Source organism: Microcystis sp. LE19-131.1A, from assembly GCF_027532015.1.
In the GTDB taxonomy this organism is placed as follows: domain Bacteria; phylum Cyanobacteriota; class Cyanobacteriia; order Cyanobacteriales; family Microcystaceae; genus Microcystis; species Microcystis ichthyoblabe_A.
This window is the reverse complement of the sequence record NZ_JAPZSS010000283.1, coordinates 1-18,301: the sequence shown is the minus strand read 5'-3', so window position 1 is coordinate 18,301 and position 18,301 is coordinate 1. Positions and strand designations below refer to the sequence as shown.

Here is an 18,301-nt window from a genome sequence, read left to right as displayed (position 1 = left end):
TAGCTAACCATCTTAGTTAACTACAAACTAGGTCTTATCATAATAAATATCAATAAACCATTGCCCCAAATCGGGAAAGTCTTGATTCGTTGATTCTGTGAGACGTTCGATTTTTTCTTCGATTTTTTCCATGGCTTTTTTAGTAAGCTTTACTCCTTTTTCGTAAGTTTCAGTAATCAACTTAACAATCGGGTGTTTTCCTTTCCAAGTCATAGTTTGGGCGAATTTCAAAGCTGTTTCGATTTCATCTAAAATACTCCCATTCCAATGGTTTTCTAACACAGCCCAGGTTCGTTCAATAGGATTATATTTACTATGGTAGGGGGGATAGTAAGCTAAACGTATATTAACTTGATATTTTTGGGAAAACTCAACTATACGTTTCATAAACTGAGTTCGTCTCGAATTATTTTCTGATCCATTATCTTGATTAATTATCAAAGTTTTAATTTTCTCAAAACGAGATTTTTTAGATTCCCAGAAATCCTCTAATATATCAACAATAAAGTCACTGGTGACTGTGGAGGTAGTGAAATACAAAAACAACTCATCAAATTCTGGAATAAATATTCCGTAAGGGGTTAGGGTTGTTTTCGGATTAAAATCATGATCGTTTGTTTCGACAGTTATTCTATTTTTACCTCCTCGATCAAACAGTCCAATATTAACACGGGCTTTGGCATCTAAACTAAGACGTAACATCGTAGGGTCTTCATCCGCTTCCCGATTAATGTTAGCTAATTCCTCAAAGATTGCCTCGGTTTCTGGAATTTTTTTTGAGGTAAAACTTTAGCGACTCTTTTCAGACGATAACCTAAGTTATTTAATTTAACCCGAATAGTTTCCTCGCTCGGTAAATCCTCATCACTGTACCCATATTTAGAGATTAATTGCTTTCGGACTTCGGCCGCACTCAGTCTCACATAAAGCCTTTGGCTTTTAAAACTTGGGTCAGTTTGGCTTTGAGAATCCACTAAATTTTTGATGTTTTCCAATAGAAAAGGTAAATGTTCTTCTGCTTTTTTCCGCCCCTTAGCTGAATGATTATCAACACAAATAATGCCTCTTTTTAGTTCTTTAATTCCTTTACGAATAGTAGTTCGATTCCAGCCTAACTCCTGTGCAGCAAGGGTTTGTCCCCCATAGCCTAATTCTAAGACTGTTTGCGCCATGAATCTTCTTTTAGCTGCACCTTTTAATTGAAGTGCAGTTTCACTGAGCAATTTTTTGAGGGAATCAGTTAATTCCATATATTCTTAAAAAGAAAAACTTGATTAATAATGTACAGGATTAATTCTACTACAAAATTGGAAGGAGGGGGCAACCATCGATCCCTACCTCCCACACTCCGAGAATGATTATTATTCTTGAGAATGAATAGTTTATTTTTTGGAAGTCCCATAATGCAAGGTTTTTGAAAGTCCCTATCCTATTTTCGCAGCATGAACATCGGACTTTAACAGGTCAAAAGCTTTATTTTAAAAGGGTTTTACCATTATTCAGCAGACCCTACTTACTTAAGTTAATTTCCTCCAAATTTTTGCGGCTCTCTTGTCTTTTTTGTGATAGGTTTTAGCGCTCGAATTTGTCTTCCTCTCTCTGTCCTTTGTACCTTTGTGGTTTATCCCCAAGAGAGCCTTTTTCCAGTCTATCCCTTCGGTGAGAAAAATAAGAGCGGAAACCACAGTTGATGAAGAATATCTTCATTAATCCGACGCACGGCTAACCATTCCAACATATTAGAACGATGGCAGGTGGCCACTGTGATCGCACTTATATCATTTTCTTCTGCTGCCGTCAAAACTTCTAATACAGGTGTTCCTGATCGCACTTGGCTCTTTACTTGCAAACCGAGTTTTTCTAGTCGCGCTTGCACCGCTTCTAATTCCCGACGAGCATCATTAAAACGGTATTCGGTGACACCGGGATCGCGACTGATATTTTCTACTACCCGGAGGAGAAGACATTGCTCAAAAGAGCCGGGGGCGCGGATTTGAGCGTATTTTTCTATCTGTTCAATTAGATAAAATGCGTCGGGACTGCCATCGTAGGGAATTAATAAATGTTTCCAGAGATGCTGACAGCGCAGGGCCAATTCATCGCGAGTATAAACTGATAATAATTGCGGTCGGAAAATCAGCAGCGGAATATCGGTCATACCTGCGATCGCTAAACTGGTACTACCGAATAATTTTTCTTGGACAGCACCGCGCATGGGATTTCCCATCAAAATCAGGTCAATAGAGTGATTAGCGAGGATTTCCCGCACGGCATCCACGGGACGACGGTTAGAGATTTCGACAATAACTGTCATACCGTCGGGAATATTTGCTAAAGCTGGAGATAATTTTTCTTTGGCCGCGTCAATTTTTGCTTGATCTACGGCAGCTAGGGTGGGTTGTTCCCAAACCGGAATACTGTGGAGGAAGATAACTTGTTTTAAGCCGCTCAGGGCTAAGTGTGGCACACAATGGACAAGACGATGGAGACCATCGAAAAGATCTGTACAGATCAAAGCGCGCTCGAACATAAATTAACCCCCAGCAGTTCGGTTATTCTTCCCTAAGAATAGCTAAAAAGGTGAAGAAATGCGCCCCGCATCCCTAGCTCGTTTCCGGAGAAACCCAGCCGGAGAAAGAGGTCGCCCGAAGGGGTGAAATGAGTTACTGGGGGGCCCAGGGATTAGAATCTAGACCCCACTGGTGTTTGAGAAAAGCTTTGTACATATTTTCTCTGACCATCATTTGTTCGTAGAGCTTGATCAGGAAGTCCTGCGCTTGCTCCTGACTCATTTTTTCTACCTGAGTCTGAAAAGAACGAATGTTGAACTGTTGTTCTAAGGAAAGTTCGATCGGTTGAGACATGGTGTTCCTCCTCAATGAAGACAGTGGTTGATCACAAGCGAGATGGGTGATTGGTATCACCTCTTTTCTTTAACTAATGTAACAAATACTTGACAAAGTGTCAATGTATCTGTAGAGAGGGTTTTGCTTTCTCCCTCCTGTTAGCTAGGATACCCCGCCGCCAAAAGCAAAGAAGCATATAATGATACATTTAGCAAGAGTTTTCATAAAATTTTGCTTACTGTGAACAAATACTTAAGTAGTTATACTTAGGCAGCCCAGAGCGAGAGAAAATATTTGACAAATTGTGGAAACATTCTGTAATAATCGAAAAGAGCGACATAAATCGGGTAAGTTGAATGGTTAGGCCTGTTAAAAGCTAAAAACGTAACCCCTAGATTCCGTCCCTCTCGTTGAAATCGTTAAGGATAGTCAAAATTGACGGCCACAGCCGCTATCGTGCAGAAACTACAAGCTTATCGCTGGGAAATATCTTCCTTAGCTCTGTTTGCCTTAAAAAAATCAGCATACAGGCAGGGAATGTCGCACAAGTTTTTACATCACCCTATACTTGGAGGAATCCATCATGTCCGTTCGTCTATACGTTGGTAATTTGCCCAAAGAATCCGTCGAGCGCGAAAAATTACAGGCGCTTTTTGCCGATGAAGGGGATACGATCACCACTAAAGTCATCAAAGATCGCAAAACCGGCAAATGTCGCGGTTTTGCCTTCGTTACCGTCCCTAGCGATGAACTAGCTGACCAGTTTATCGAAAAATACAACGGTCAATCCTTCATGGAAAACCCGATCAAAATCGAGAAAGCTCTCCCCCGCAGCAAGGGAGGTAAAGAAGAAGGAGAAGAAGCAGAAGGACCGGAGGCCAGCGTAGAAACCCCGGAAAAAGTCGAAAGACCGACTCCGAAACCGACGACGGCGGCACCGCGCAAATCCAGTGGTGGTGGTGGCGGCGGCGGCAAAAAACGCAAGGCTGAACGGGGTGGCAATAATGCCCCGAAAGTTACCAGCGATGGTGACGCTTTACAGCCAGATCCCCGTTGGGCCAATGAATTGGCTAAACTCAAGGAAATGTTAGCAGCTCAGGCCACTAATCCCTAATTCCATTGACAAGAGGGCAAGGGATAGCCGATAACTAAGAGGTTCAAAACATCGCTTTTAGGAGTGTGCATCATGACAGCAATCGATCCGGTCATTCTTATGAAACAGGAGGTCGGTAAGGCCGCCGCTAATCTAGTTCAATCTAATTCGGTCGTGGGATTGGGAACTGGTTCAACGACGGCCTACGCGATCGAATATCTCGGTGCTAGACTGCAAAGCGGGGAAATCAGCAATATTGTCGGGGTTCCTACTTCTTTTCAAGCGCAGGTTTTGGCCCGGAAGTACGGAATTCCCCTCACTACCCTCGATGTCATCGTGAAGATGGATATCGCCATCGATGGGGCCGATGAGGTGGATCCCCAGAAAAATCTGATTAAAGGTGGCGGTGCTGCCCATACTCAGGAGAAAATTGTCGATAGTCTCGCCGATATTTTTGTCGTGGTAGTGGATGGCAATAAGCTGGTGGATAAGTTGGGATCGACTTTTCTTTTGCCGGTGGAAGTGTTACCCATGGCCATGACTCCGGTAATGCGGAAATTAGAGGCCCTCGGTGGTAAACCTTCTCTCCGTATGGGAGTGAAAAAAGCCGGCCCCGTGGTCACAGATCAAGGCAATTTAGTTATCGATGTTAAATTCGATAGTATCGACGACCCAGCTGATTTGGAAAGAACTATTAATAATATGCCGGGGGTTTTAGAAAATGGTTTATTCGTCGGGGTTGCTGATCTGATTCTCGTCGGTGAAATTATCGACGGTAAGCCGGTAGTGCGCGAAATTAAGTAGGCTTAATTATTCTGGCTCTTCGTTACTTGTTATGGTTCGATAGGGTGGCATAAATAAACTAAATCCTTATCTGGCAAGAGATTTAATTGATTAGTTCGCTCTAGATCAAAAACAATTGACAAAAATCGCCAAACGTCTTTCTCTATAAGGGTTCCATCCCTTATAACCCCCGTAGATTGCATAACACAAACCGAAGAACCATTATTCTGAAGCTAATAGTGAAACAGGCCTGCCGCCTGTTTTATTAAGTAGTTAGGTGTTAAAAACTGTCAGATACCCCCCTTAATAAGGGTAGGGCTATTTCATTCTCAAGAAAAAAGGAGAAATACGGCGAGAAACGAAATTTTAGCGACCTAAAGACAATAATTGCGAGATGCTGATTAAGCTTTTCACCATCGACAATGTACCTCGTGCGAACAGGAAACGCTATAGTCAAGCTAGTTTTTGGAAAATGACGATCAAATATAGTCTGAAAAAATTAACTTTTGATTCAGCTTTTCGAGAATTTATTGAGTCACAAATTCAGAGCAATGATTAGCAAATTCTACCCCTCAATTGACTACATTTTGAACGAGTAGCGCAATTGCCTGTTCAGCATTTTAGTAGATATGTAGGGGGTAAGTTCGGTTATATTGCCGGCTCTTCTGGTTTCTGTAACGCCGCTAGAACCACTGAGAACAGAGGAGATCACTTTTGTGCAATTCCTGTGAAAGGTTGAATAAAACTATCCACACCGACAAAGGAGGTGAGGGGCGACCAGTTTAAAATATCCTCTAAAATTGATTGATAGCCCTGGACATTGGGATGAAGTCCATCTTCCATTAATCTTTCTTGGCACCACAGATCACCCCGGTTCATCCAGAGATCAAATAAATCGAGATAGGGAATATTTTGTTCTAGACAAGCTTGTTTAGTGGTTTCCTTAAAACTATACTGATCGCCATGGTTGAAGTAAAAGCAATCTAAAAAGGGCATTTTCCGCTCATCTACCGGAATCATACCTATAAACAAAACCGGGCAAAGAGAACGGGCCCGGGTGAGTAAATGTTCGATTTGAGTTTGAAAAAGATCGTGATCGGTATAAGTACGACCATCGGGCCGGCCTAAACGGGCTGTATCATTAACACCGACGGAGAGAAGAATCAGATCGGGGAGACGATTGCGAATTTCCCCCCTGAGACGAAATTCCTGTTCTAAACGTTCGGACACTTGTACTACTCGATCGCCGCGAATCCCCAAATTATACAGGGCATGACCGGCACTTTCCATCCACAAACGACGTAGGCGCTCGGCCCAACCGCCACCCACGGGGTCGCCATAGCCATACACAAGGCTATCACCTAAAGCGACGATTTTGAGGGGATGGGTCATGATTAGGGCTTTGTCTTTAGTAGGTAAACGAGAAAGAGTTGGCATGATCGCTTGATCGAATCGGTTATCCTTTACACTTGTAAACGAATTTGGTTAAACTGTCCGTGTATTATACTACATTAAAAATTTTTTCCTGCCAGTTAACTTATCTGATATCAGCCAAGCACTGACACCGACCAGTATAAAGCAGCGCAGCCCGATGATCATTGCTTGCCTCCGAGTCATTTCCGGGCTAAATCTACTATAAAATTTATGGTTAAAACCTAGATAAATTGATGACTACTCGTTTACGACGTGCGGTTCAAGACCGAGAATTTTTGATTACAGCCGAGATTACTCCCCCAAAGGGTGGTAATACCAGTCATATGCTAGAAATGGCCCTCTGGCTAAAAAATCGCGTTCATGCGGCTAATATTACCGATGGCAGTCGCGCCGTAGTGCGAATGTCCTCTCTGGCGGCCTCCGCTATTCTCTATCAACACGACATCGAACCCATCTGTCAAATGGCCTGCCGCGATCGCAATGTGATCGGATTACAAGCAGATCTAATGGGCGCTCATGCTTTGGGATTGAGAAATATACTAGCTTTAACTGGAGATCCGGTCAAAGCAGGAGATCACCCCCAAGCTAGGGCAGTTTTTGACCTAGAATCGGTACGTTTGTTAAAATTAATCGATAAATTAAATAAAGGTTTTGACTTTAACGATAAATCTTTACCCGATGGATCCCTAGAACTTTTTGCCGGGGCTGCCGTTGATGTGCAGTCAAAAAGTTGGTCTGGTCTTCAACGCCGTTTTGAGCGTAAAATCGAAGCGGGAGCGCAGTTTTTTCAAAGTCAATTAGTTACGGATTTCGAGTGTCTTGATAAGTTCATGCAGCAGGTGGCCTCGCTGGCCGATAAACCGATTCTAGCGGGGATTTTTCTGTTAAAATCAGCTAAAAACGCCGTATTTTTAAATAAAAATGTGCCGGGGGTACAAATTCCTGATCATATTATTCAAAGACTCGCTGATGCACCTCATCCCCTCGAAGAAGGCATCAAAATCGCCGCCGAACAAATAAAATTAGCCCAGCAGTTATGCCAAGGTGTCCACATCATGGCGATTAAACGAGAGGATTTAGTCCCGAAAATTCTCGATCTGGCTGGTATCCCGCCAGTGCATAACTAAGATGAAAAGTCAATAGTTTTTATAAAAAATTAACTTTCATTTTGACTAGCGGTCTTTTGACAAGAATTCTACCCCTAACCTAGGATGGGAAGGCTCAAAGCATCTTCGGGGTTAAAAGCATGGATTCCAATCTAGGTCAAGAAAAAGAGAATAGTTGTGGTGGGCGAAAATGGTTGTCGATCGGTATTGCCCCCACTGGTATAATTTCCATTGGCATTGTTCCCATGGGCGTTATTTCCATCGGTATTGTTCCTATGGGAGTAGTTTCCATTGGAACCGTGGCCATGGGGACAATTGCGGCCGGTTTTGTGTCTATGGGACTTTTCAGTATTGGTAGCGTTGGGATGGGATTAAATAACGGTCATTTTTCCAATCTTAATTCTCCCCCTGCTGAATCTCCTCATGAACATCATCAGCATTAAAATCAAGATTTGACCAGCAATCATGAACTATTCCATCCGTGCCGCCGTTGCTACCGATGTCAAGGCTATTTTTGACTTAATTGTCGCCTTAGCGGCCTATCAAGAACTCAGCCATTTGATGACAGGAAATAGTCAAGCTTTAGGGGAGCATTTATTCGGAGAAAAACCCTACATCGAAGCATTGGTGGTGGAAGTAGAGGGTAAAATAGTCGGTTTTGCCCTATTTTTTGCTAACTATTCCACCTTTATAACTAAACCGGGGATTTATCTGGAAGATATCTTCGTTTTACCCGATTATCGCAGTCAAGGTATCGGGAAAGCTTTACTAATGGCTGTGGCTAAAATTGCCGTCGCTAGGGATGCAGGACTTTTAGAATGGACTGTCTTAGAGTGGAATCAACTGGCGATCAATTTTTATGGAAAAATGGGGGCTAAGGTCTTCCAAGAGTGGCAAATTTGTCGTCTCACCGGGACCGCTTTAACCCAATTGGGTAATAGTGATAAATAAGTCAGTCCCGATGCCAAAGTTGGCACCGTCAAGCATGAAAATATTCTGATCCTAAATCCGGTTATTAAAAACTGATTATTTATTCCCCCTTTTGCAGGAGTTTCTTTCCTGATATGTGGCCTAGACTCAACGGATGGCCGTATTACTTCAGATCTGATTACTCAATCCAAGCTTTTGGGGGGTTCTACCCCCCAAACCCCCCGTTGGGGGCGTGGCGCCGCCCCCAAACCCCCCGCGCATTAGTTTTTCGGTGGGATGCTTACACGCAGCCGCTGACGCATCTGTAATAATTTGAGAGTCACTTCACTCGCAGGGGTGCCTCTCCTGATATGTAGCCTATACTCAACGGATTTAGTATGATTGACGAATTTGCCTTATTTCAGCTTCTATTTTCAAGTCAGGAGATAGGAGTCAGGAGATAGGAGATAGGAGACTTTTTTATTTATTCTCCCCACACCCTACACCCTACACCCTACACCCTACACCCTCTTTCAAGTCAGTCCCTTTGTCGATCCTGGAACTTTGTGATCGGTCGAGACTCCTTGCTATACTATACCTCTGACACTGGCTTTCCTCATTGGTGCAGAATGCAACCCACAGACTCGAATAAATTTACCGAACAAGCTTGGGATTCAATCGTTAAATCGCAAGAAATTGCGCGACGCTTCAAAAACCAGACCTTAGAGGTGGAACACGTTATTATTGCCCTCCTAGAGCAGAATAACGGTCTAGCCACCCGGATTTTACAAAAAGCTAATATAGAAATTCCGCGACTGCAACAACAGCTAGAAGTCTTCACCAACCGACAGCCGAAAGTGGCCATCGTCGATCAATTATACCTAGGTCGTGGTCTCGATCTGCTGCTCGATCGAGCGGAAGCATCCCGGGAAAGTTGGCAAGATAAATTTATCTCCGTCGAACATCTTCTCGTCGGTTTTGCCGAAGATGAAAGGGTTGGCCGGAAATGTTTACGCACTTTCAATCTTGACCCCCAAGATTTAGAATTAGCCATCAAAGCTATTCGCGGTACTCAAAAGGTTACTGAACCCAATCAAGAGGAAAAATACGAAGCTTTAGATAAATATGGCCGGGATTTAACAGCGGCGGCCAAAGAAGGCAAATTAGACCCGGTTATCGGTCGCGATGAAGAAATTCGACGGGTGGTACAAGTCCTCTCGCGACGGTCGAAAAATAACCCGGTTTTAATCGGTGAACCGGGAGTAGGAAAAACCGCTATTGCGGAAGGATTGGCCCAAAGGATTATTAACGGAGATGTTCCCGAATCTTTGAAAAATCGTCAGTTAATTTCCCTCGATATGGGAAGTTTAATCGCTGGGGCAAAATATCGAGGCGAATTTGAGGAAAGATTGCGGTCAGTCATGAAAGAAGTTACCCAATCAGAAGGGCGAATTATTCTCTTTATTGATGAACTGCATACCGTTGTCGGTGCGGGTTCTAGGGAAGGGGGATCGATGGATGCAGGCAACCTATTAAAACCTATGTTAGCTCGGGGAGAATTGCGCTGTATTGGGGCGACAACTTTGGATGAATATCGCAATCATATTGAAAAAGATCCCCCTTTAGAAAGACGTTTTCAACAGGTTTATATTAAGGAACCTTCCGTGGAGGATACTATCTCGATTCTCCGGGGTTTAAAAGAACGTTATGAGGTGCATCATGGGGTGACAATTACCGATTCGGCCCTAGTGGCAGCAGCTACCTTATCCCATCGTTATATTAGCGATCGTTTTTTACCGGATAAAGCGATCGATTTAGTCGATGAAGCGGCGGCAAAATTAGAGGTAGAAAGTACCACTAAACCTGCCGATTTGGAAATGATAGATCGTCGCTTAATGCAGTTACGGATGGAAAAATTCTCCTTAGAAAAAGAGGAGAAAAAAGATAGAGCTTTTCAAGAGCGTTTAGAAAGAATTATCGAAGAAATTGAGGAATTAGAAAATAAACAAAAGCCTCTCGCTGATCAATGGCAAACGGAAAAACATATCGCCGAGGAAATTAAATTATTACGAGAGGAAGAAGAACAATTGCGCCTACAGGTGGAACAGGCGGAACGAGCTTATGATCTCAATAAAGCGGCCCAATTAAAGTATGGCAAACTAGAAATTTTACAGGGGGAATTAGAAGTAAAAGAAAAAGAGCTAGAAACGATTCAAGCGGCAGGTTCTACCCTGTTAAGACAACAGGTAACTGATGCTGATATCGCCGAAATAGTTGCCCGGTGGACAGGAATTCCCGTCAATCGTTTAATGGAATCGGAACGACAAAAATTATTAGAATTAGAGTCTCATTTACAGAAAAAAGTTGTCGGACAAAATGAAGCGGTCACGGCAGTAGCAGCGGCGATTCGACGCGCACGCGCAGGAATGAAAGATCCCTCCCGTCCGATTGGTTCATTCCTATTTATGGGACCCACAGGAGTGGGTAAAACCGAGTTAGCGCGGGCCTTAGCAGGGTTACTGTTCGACTCCGAGGAAGCCATGGTTCGCATCGATATGTCGGAATACATGGAAAAACACGCGGTTTCGCGGTTAATCGGCGCTCCTCCGGGTTATGTGGGTTACGAGGAAGGGGGACAACTATCGGAAGCGGTGCGTCGTCGTCCCTATTCTGTGGTTTTATTGGATGAAGTGGAGAAGGCCCATCGGGATGTTTTTAACATTTTATTACAAGTGCTTGACGATGGGCGCATTACCGACTCTCAGGGGCGAGTGGTGGATTTTCGGAATACGATTATCGTCATGACCAGTAATATCGGCAGTGACCATATTTTAAATGTTTCCGAAGATGCCGATTATGAGGAGATGCGGAAACGGGTTTTAACAGCTTTGCGGAGTCATTTTCGTCCCGAATTTTTGAATCGTATCGACGATTTAATTATTTTCCATACCCTGAAAAAAGAAGAATTGCGTTATATTGTTCGTCTGCAATTACAGCGTCTGGAAAGATTATTAGGAGAACAAAAAATCAATCTAGAATTAACTACGGCCGCAGAAAATCATATTGTTACTGTTGGTTACGATCCCACCTACGGTGCGCGACCTTTAAAACGTGCTATCCAACGGGAGTTAGAGAATCCTTTAGCCACAAAAATTCTCGAACAAGCTTTTATGGAAGGGGATACGGTGGTAATTGATTGTCTGGATGAGGTGTTAAGTTTTAGCAAAAAGGAGCTAGAAAAGGAAGGGCAAACATTAGAATTAGCTGTGGTTAACCTCAGTTCAGATTAAAACCAGATAGGGGATATATTCCCCCTCTGAGTTTACCGTAAAAGCCAAAAATGTCCGAAAAGAATCCTATTTTTTCCCTTGGGCGGTTAGTCTAGTAACATCCCGCCAGAGGAAAAATTTCCTCAAGTTTTTTTATTCCTCAACTTACCACATACATATATACTAATACTAAATTCGGTTATTAAAAACTGATTATTTATTCCCCCTTTTGCCTCTTGCCTCTCCTGATATCTAGCCGATCCTGTAAATATCAGGATCGTCGTCGAAGATATAGTTTAAAAGTTAATCTGTTGGCGGCTATTTAAGTAGGTAGGCGTTAAAAATTATCAGATGCCCCCCTTATCAAAGGGGATCCCCCCGCCTATCGGCACCCCCCGTATCAAGGGGGGCAGGGGGGATCGAACCTAAACTCCATTTTTAATTTAATTATAACCAGCTACTTAATATTAGCCAATAGAACCCCCCAAAAGCTGGGATTGAGTGATAAAATCAGAAGTAATGCCCAATTTTAACGGTGATTTTCCCTTTAAAAATAACAACTTAGTAGAAGTTCTACAAAAAGTTGACAAATTTTAAAAATAGGGTGGATTACCTTCAAGATAACCACCCGAAAACTACCATTAATTATCTGTAATCAACCGGTATTTCTCATCCCTGCGGCAATACCATTAATCGTCATTAAAGCGCCCCTTAATAACTCCTCTTTAGAATAGCGGAAATGAATCACACCGGATTGAGCTTGACTATTGTATTGACGTAAACGCTTGAGGAGAGACACCTGTAGGAAACCGAGGGGAACGATCGAACCGTTGCGTAACTGCACCGAGCGCTGTAAACTCGGATCATTATCCAATAAATGTTTCTCGCCGGTGATCTGGAGAACAATCTCGCTAGTGCGATTATATTCCTCTTTAATCCTTTCAAACAGACGTTGAAAACGTTCTCGATCTTCCTGTTTAGAAAGTTCACTGACGTAGTGATAGGCCATCTGTAGATCCACCTTTGATAAAGTCATTTCTGCCTTAGAAATCACCATCTGGAAGAAAGGCCACTTGTGATAAAAATGGCGTAACAATTCCAAATTTCGGTTAGGAGAATCATCGAGAAATATCTGTAAAGCTGTCCCTAAACCATACCAAGCCGGTAAAAGAAAACGGGTTTGGGTCCAACTAAATACCCAGGGAATTGCCCGCAGGGTACTTAAATCCTGTTGACCACTTTTCCGGCGGGCCGGTCGGGAACTAATCTGTAAAAGACTAATTTCAGGAATGGGAGTTACAGACAGAAAGAAGTCTAAAAAGTCCGGTTCTTCATAAATCAAACTGCGATAGGTTTGCCGTGAACAGGTGGCCAAGTCCTCCATGATGCGATTCCAAGGTTCGAGATCATCAAAACCACTGCCCAGTAAACTTGCCTGTATAACTGCCGTTACGGCGGTTTCGAGGTTATACAAGGCCAATTCCGGTAAAGAGTATTTCGAGGCTAAAACCTCGCCTTGTTCGGTGATTTTAATGCGACCGTTAATCGTTCCCCGGGGTTGGGCGAGGATAGCGGCGTAGGCCGGTCCACCACCGCGACCAACGGAACCGCCCCGGCCATGAAAAAGACGTAGATCCACGCCGTATTGTTTAGCAGTTTTTTGTAAAGCTTTCTGGGCCTTATGAATTTCCCAATTACTGCTTAAAAAGCCAGAATCCTTGTTACTATCGGAGTAACCCACCATAATCTCCTGTAAATTACTCGGTTGGAGGATGGCAGGTTCCGGGGTCACTTCCTCCCCGTTTAAAGCCCCTAAATGGTCGTAACCGCCGGCTAGGGCTGCCCGGTAGAGGGGCAATTCAAACAAAGTCTGCATGATGCCGGGGGCGTGTTTGAGGTCATCGACGGTTTCAAAGAGGGGAACGATGCGGAGGGAACTGCGGCTAGTGGCGGGGTCGTATAAACCAGCTTCTTGGGCTAATAACAGCACTTCTAGCACATCGCTGGCCTCGTTGGTCATGCTGATAATGTAGGTTTGGCAGATTTCCAGACCGAATTCCCCTTGCAGACTTCTTAAAACTCGCAGGGTTTCAATGGTTTCGCAGGTTCTTTCCGAGAAGGGCATTTCCCGGGGAATTAAGGGGCGACGGGTTTTTAATTCCGCCACTAACCAGGCGATTTTTTCTGATTCGGTTAATTTGCCGTAGGGTTTGGGTAAAACTCCGAGATAGGCAGCGATTTCTTCGATACATTCGGCGTGACGGGTGGATTCTTGCCGAAAATCTAACTGAGTCAGGACAAAGCCAAAAATCTCCACTTGAGCAATCAGTCGATCGAGTTCTTGACAGGAAAGACCTGTTTGAAGGAGACTGCGCTGTAATAGCTGTAATTCGGCTAAAAACTCGGAACCAGAGCGATAGATGTTGGTTTCGTTGAGTTTAGTTAATAATTGTCGTTCTTCCGGGTCATTAAGGCGATCATTGCGATCACGGGTATTTTCCAGACGTTTTTGAATAAAGGCCAATTTGAGGCGATAGGGTTCCTGACGGTAGCGGATTGCTAACTGGCTATAGATTTCGGGCATTTGCTGTTTATCTCTGTCCAGGGAATCCAGCAACTCCGGCAAGACGTGACACCAGTGCAGGGAGGCACTTAAAATACTGGTCAGGTCGCGAATAGCATCGAGATATTTTTTAACAACGAGATTGCGCTGATAACAGCAGGTTTTCCAGGTGACTTCGGGGGTAACGGAGGGATTGCCATCCCGATCGCCCCCCACCCAAGAACCGAAGCGACAGAAGTTATTTTTCGGCGCTCGTAAACGGGGAAAGGAGGATTCTAGACTTTGCTGCAGACGCAGGGTTAACTGGGGTAGGGAATCGAAGAGAACTTCATCGAAGTAGTGCAGGGCATAATCCACCTCATCGACGACGGTGGGTTTAAATTGATGTAGTTCATCTGTTCGCCACCAAAAACGTATTTCTTCTTTTAACTGTTTGGTGACTGTCTGTGCTTCTCTGGAGTTAGTTAACCCCATACTGCGAAAGATTTCTTCTGCTTGGTCGAGTTTTTCGAGAATGCCCGAGATGCGGCGCTGTTTAATGCGAATGGTATGACGGACAATTTCCGTGGGGTGGGCCGTAAAAACCAGACGAATATCTAATTGATCGAGAAGACGCTGAATTTCCTGGGGGGGGACGTTCACCTGTTTAAGATAGGGAAATAACCAGTGAAATAGCCCCGATTTTGGGCTGGAGTGATCGGACTCGTTTAGGGTTTTTTCTAGCCAATCGGCCCCGACAATGGTGGCTAAAAGGCTTTTTTGCGTTGGTTCAGCCTTGGGACTTTCGTTTTCTTCCCCGATCACCGTCCGTCGCAGTAGTTGCTGATCCCTTTGTTCGTAGTGTTGTTCGATTATATTTATTAACTGGAAATAGAGGGCAAAAGCGCGGGTAACTTTGATCGCTTCCCCTAGTTCCAAGTCTTCGATCATTTTGGCGATCATTGCTTCCGGACTATCATCGGTCACTTGTCCTTCCTCAGAACAGAGATGGCGCAGTAATTCCAGTAAATCAACTAATTCTTGACCACATTCGGAGATCAAGACTTCTTTCCATAAATCTTCGATTAATTTCAGTCTTTGCTGCAGAAACAGGTTGGAAGTGCTGAAAATATCCTGTTCGGTTTCGGTTGAGGGGACAAGGACGCTCATAATTTCAGTAATCAGTAATCAGTAATCAGTAAACAGTCATCAGTCATCAGTCATCAGTCATCAGTGAAAAGAAAGCTCAGAACTTGCCCGTTAATACTATTCACTGAAAACTCAAATCTGATCATTGATAACTGATAACTGATCACTGATTACTGATATATCGGGATTAGTTCTTTACGGTTTGTCAAAAATGAGATTGTATCCCAAAGAATCACATTTTTCCGATTTTTAACAAAAACTTCACTATCCTGCCTCTTTTCAGGGGGCAAAAGGACTTTTTTCTTGGATTATTTGGTCACTGTTGACCGGTAACTGATCGGGAATATTGAGAAGGGGCAAGCGATCGCCCCGAAAGATTTCCTCACTTTCCTGGCCCAATTCAATTAACCAATGATTGAGGGACCGCAAGGCCAGATAGGAGAGAAGAAAGGGACTGACCGCTAGACTAAGCCAAAGCTCGATCGGTTGAGTTTTCATGGCAATTTCTCGGTTAAAGGACGGCGTTTGATGCGACGAATCGGAAAATTAGCAATCAGGGCGGTAGTTCGTTGGTCACTTTCTAAGAGTAACTCGGTTTCCTCGGTGTCGATATCAAGATAACGACCGACCACTTCTAAGATTTCTTGACGCATCATATCGAGAAGTTCGGGACTAAGATCGGCGCGATCATGGGCCAGAATAAGTTTTAAGCGTTTTTTAGCTTGGTCGCCACTTTTGCCCGAACCGCGCCATGCTAGAAGTTTATCGATCAGGTCATTCATAGTAGGTTAAGGGGTTGAGATGAGAGAGTTTAAGGCCCAAACAAGCGACGACGCAGACGGGTAAGAAAACCTTCCTGACCGGCCATTAAATCTAGAAACGGCACATCGCGACCCTGTAAACGTTGGGCAATGTTTCTAAAGGCCATAGAGGGGAGAGAAGTCTTCTCCTCTAATACTAATGGTTCTCCTTTATTAGTGGAAATAATAATTCTTTGATCGTCGGGAATAATCCCCAACAGGGGAATTACCAATAAGTCGAGAATGTCCTCGACGCTGATCATCTGATTCAGTTGGATCATTTCCGGCCGCAGCCGGTTGACAATCAGACGAATACCCTTAATATCCTCGCTTTCTAGTAATCCTACCACGCGATCGGCATCTCTCACCGCCGACATTTCTGGGGTAGTAACGATGATCGCTTCTTGGGCAGCAGCGATCGCATTGCGGAAACCCATTTCAATTCCTGCCGGGCAATCAATCAATACATAATCATAACTTTTTGACAATTGGGCGACTAAATCCTTCATTTGATCGGCAGTAATTGCCTCTTTTGTACGATTTTGTGCCGCCGGTAATAGAACCAGATTTTCCTGTCTTTTATCCTTAACTAAAGCTTTATCAAGGCTACAATCTCCCGCCACCACATCGAGGGCAGTATAAACGATACGCTGTTCTAATCCTAACAATAAATCGAGATTTCTCAGTCCGAAATCGGCATCGACAAGGGCGACTCGACAGCCTAATTGAGATAAAGCTGAACCTAGATTCGCCGTTACCGTCGTTTTACCGACTCCTCCCTTTCCCGATGTCACCACAATTACACGAGCCATAATTTATATCAGTTATCAGTTATCAGTTATCAGCTATCAGCTATCAGTTATCAGTTATCAGTTATCAGTTATCAGTTATCAGTTTTATAGAGTTTTTCGTTTCAACGCAGTTAATCGCTATTTTTACCAGTCACTGAATCACTGTTTACTGATCACTGTTTACTGATCACCTTTTTTCGACCCACCCCACTTTATCTTTAAATGTGTAGGTTCTGGAAAAATTATAAGCCCCAATGATGCGGATTCCTCCTTCGCTGATACAGGCGATTTCTGGTTCTATGCGATCGCTATTTAAAGCCGGGGCCCGTGCCACCAATTCCGCGATCCTCAGTTGAGTTAAATCGATTCGCAGGGCCATGATTAGCGCCGCTCGATCGCCGCGGAATCCCGCATGGGCCACACCGCGTAAACTCCCCCAAACTAATATATCGCCATCAGCGACGATCGATCCGCCGGGGTTGACATCGCCCATGACTATAACTGTACCCGGGTGACGGATTTCTACACCCGATCGCAGGGTAGTTTTTAAGTATAAAGGTTCAGCGAGGAGGGATGGCAGCGGTTGCTCGTCCCCGAAAACCGTGGGACTCGATCGCATTTGTTCGACATTGTAACCCATAGTTGCCGCTGCCACTGCGGTTTGTCTTCTTTGGGTTTGGATCGTATGTAGGGGTAATTCGGCACTGTCTAAAATTGTGGCGATCGCTTGTAGTTGCCGCGTATCCATCAGGCGATCGTTGGCCCGTAGGTGTACTGGTGTTCTAGCGGGGCTGTTTTGGCCGCTATTACGGAGATAATATTTTAATCCTGTCAAGATATCTGTCCAATCCTGACTTGTCTCCCCGGCGCTGGTTTTGGGTAAAATTAGCACCAATTTCTCACCCTCGCTTTTTAAGTGGATTTGGGCGTATCTCTCTATTACCGAGGCTGATGGCTCAATTTTTTCGGTTTCTGAGTCGATTTCTTGATTTATTTCGGTTTTAGTTTCATCCATAGCCATAATTTTTTACTTAAACAAGACAAAGCGCAAAATAGCGATCAGCAAACCGACGGAAGCGGTAATTAGTGAACCTCCTAAAATGGTTATCAATGCCCAAATTTGATTTTTTTGACTGCCCTCGACTATTTTGAGGCGATTATCCATCCCTTCGACTCTTTCGGTTAATTTTGCCTGTCCTATCTCTAGGGATTTAACATCTTGCTTGATTTCCTTAATATCAGCTTTAATTTCGCCAATATCAGCTTTAATTTCGACGATACTATTCTCGATCGCCATGAAACGAGTTTCGATCGCCGTGAAACGAGTCTCGATCGCTTTTTGTCCGTTGATAATTAAGTCTTCTAGCCTTTGCAAGTCCGTATCGGCAACAGTTTCCATAAAAATTAACTGGCTATCAGTATAGATGTTTCTTTAATTTTGACATCCTCACCGCCGTAAACGGACGGTGATTCCCAAACCTCACGATTTAGGTTTCTGCTTCTTTCCCGAAGGATTTTTCGCACCTGCCTTAACAGATTTACTCTGTTCTGGTCTTATGGTCGCTCTACAGACTGACAC

General features: G+C 43.9%; 16 protein-coding genes. 6 read left to right on the top strand and 10 right to left on the bottom strand.

The features are described 5' to 3' along the window. Nucleotides 1-27 precede the first annotated feature (27 nt). From O9323_RS20095 to O9323_RS20085, 3 genes are all read right to left on the bottom strand, one after another. Nucleotides 28-1,250, bottom strand: a protein-coding gene (locus tag O9323_RS20095) for an ISAzo13-like element ISMae28 family transposase (RefSeq protein ID WP_288125646.1) whose coding sequence is annotated in 2 segments (ribosomal slippage) — nt 28-770 and nt 770-1,250 — 1,224 coding nt in all. Because the reading frame shifts where the segments join, the coding sequence is not laid out codon by codon here. A 398-nt stretch (nt 1,251-1,648) separates the two neighbouring features. Further along, nucleotides 1,649-2,530 (bottom strand): universal stress protein, encoded by an 882-nt coding sequence (locus O9323_RS20090; RefSeq protein WP_002754880.1) that lies wholly within the window; start codon nt 2,528-2,530, stop codon nt 1,649-1,651. A gap of 133 nt (nt 2,531-2,663) precedes the next feature. Continuing rightward, a complete protein-coding gene (locus O9323_RS20085) occupies nt 2,664-2,864 on the bottom strand; it encodes an NblA/ycf18 family protein (protein ID WP_002739006.1) in 201 nt (66 codons plus the stop codon). A 565-nt stretch (nt 2,865-3,429) separates the two neighbouring features. Here O9323_RS20085 and O9323_RS20080 point away from each other — a divergent pair. After that, nucleotides 3,430-3,960 carry an RNA recognition motif domain-containing protein gene (locus tag O9323_RS20080; protein ID WP_002754879.1) on the top strand — a complete coding sequence of 177 codons (531 nt, stop codon included), beginning with the start codon at nt 3,430-3,432 and terminating at the stop codon, nt 3,958-3,960. A gap of 72 nt (nt 3,961-4,032) precedes the next feature. Next, a complete protein-coding gene (gene rpiA, locus O9323_RS20075; RefSeq protein WP_002738940.1) occupies nt 4,033-4,743 on the top strand; it encodes a ribose-5-phosphate isomerase RpiA in 711 nt (236 codons plus the stop codon). Nucleotides 4,744-5,430: 687 nt separating this feature from the next. Here rpiA and O9323_RS20070 read toward each other — a convergent pair. Then, nucleotides 5,431-6,159 (bottom strand): GDSL-type esterase/lipase family protein, encoded by a 729-nt coding sequence (locus O9323_RS20070; protein ID WP_002749866.1) that lies wholly within the window; start codon nt 6,157-6,159, stop codon nt 5,431-5,433. A gap of 230 nt (nt 6,160-6,389) precedes the next feature. Here O9323_RS20070 and O9323_RS20065 point away from each other — a divergent pair, with 230 nt between their 5' ends. The 4 genes from O9323_RS20065 (at nt 6,390) to clpB (ending at nt 11,461) form a co-directional block, all read left to right on the top strand. Further along, entirely contained in the window at nt 6,390-7,283 is an 894-nt protein-coding gene (locus O9323_RS20065) for a methylenetetrahydrofolate reductase (RefSeq protein WP_002749865.1), read from the top strand. A 119-nt stretch (nt 7,284-7,402) separates the two neighbouring features. Continuing rightward, nucleotides 7,403-7,705, top strand: coding sequence for a hypothetical protein (locus O9323_RS20060; protein WP_002749864.1), 303 nt, complete (start codon nt 7,403-7,405; stop codon nt 7,703-7,705). A 22-nt stretch (nt 7,706-7,727) separates the two neighbouring features. Continuing rightward, the gene (locus O9323_RS20055; protein WP_288125645.1) at nt 7,728-8,213 is read left to right on the top strand and encodes a GNAT family N-acetyltransferase; all 486 of its coding nucleotides are present in this window, start codon (nt 7,728-7,730) and stop codon (nt 8,211-8,213) included. Between the two features lie 587 nt (nt 8,214-8,800). Beyond that, the gene (clpB, locus tag O9323_RS20050; RefSeq protein ID WP_043998252.1) at nt 8,801-11,461 is read left to right on the top strand and encodes an ATP-dependent chaperone ClpB; all 2,661 of its coding nucleotides are present in this window, start codon (nt 8,801-8,803) and stop codon (nt 11,459-11,461) included. A 634-nt stretch (nt 11,462-12,095) separates the two neighbouring features. Here the strand turns inward: clpB and ppc are convergent. The 6 genes from ppc to O9323_RS20020 form a co-directional block, all read right to left on the bottom strand. Further along, complete coding sequence (gene ppc / locus O9323_RS20045) at nt 12,096-15,152, bottom strand: phosphoenolpyruvate carboxylase (protein WP_002751117.1); 3,057 nt, start codon at nt 15,150-15,152, stop codon at nt 12,096-12,098. Between the two features lie 258 nt (nt 15,153-15,410). Then, a complete protein-coding gene (locus O9323_RS20040) occupies nt 15,411-15,629 on the bottom strand; it encodes a hypothetical protein (protein ID WP_288125644.1) in 219 nt (72 codons plus the stop codon). Next, entirely contained in the window at nt 15,626-15,913 is a 288-nt protein-coding gene (minE, locus tag O9323_RS20035; RefSeq protein ID WP_002751115.1) for a cell division topological specificity factor MinE, read from the bottom strand. The genes O9323_RS20040 and minE overlap by 4 nt, the downstream gene beginning before the upstream one ends. Nucleotides 15,914-15,942: 29 nt before the next feature. Further along, on the bottom strand, nt 15,943-16,743 hold the full coding sequence (gene minD, locus O9323_RS20030) for a septum site-determining protein MinD (RefSeq protein ID WP_002733442.1): 801 nt from the start codon (nt 16,741-16,743) through the stop codon (nt 15,943-15,945). 166 nt (nt 16,744-16,909) lie between these two features. Further along, nucleotides 16,910-17,737, bottom strand: a complete 828-nt coding sequence (gene minC, locus O9323_RS20025; protein ID WP_288125647.1) for a septum site-determining protein MinC — start codon at nt 17,735-17,737, stop codon at nt 16,910-16,912. Nucleotides 17,738-17,749: 12 nt separating this feature from the next. Beyond that, nucleotides 17,750-18,121 carry a hypothetical protein gene (locus O9323_RS20020; protein ID WP_288125643.1) on the bottom strand — a complete coding sequence of 124 codons (372 nt, stop codon included), beginning with the start codon at nt 18,119-18,121 and terminating at the stop codon, nt 17,750-17,752. Nucleotides 18,122-18,301 lie beyond the last annotated feature (180 nt).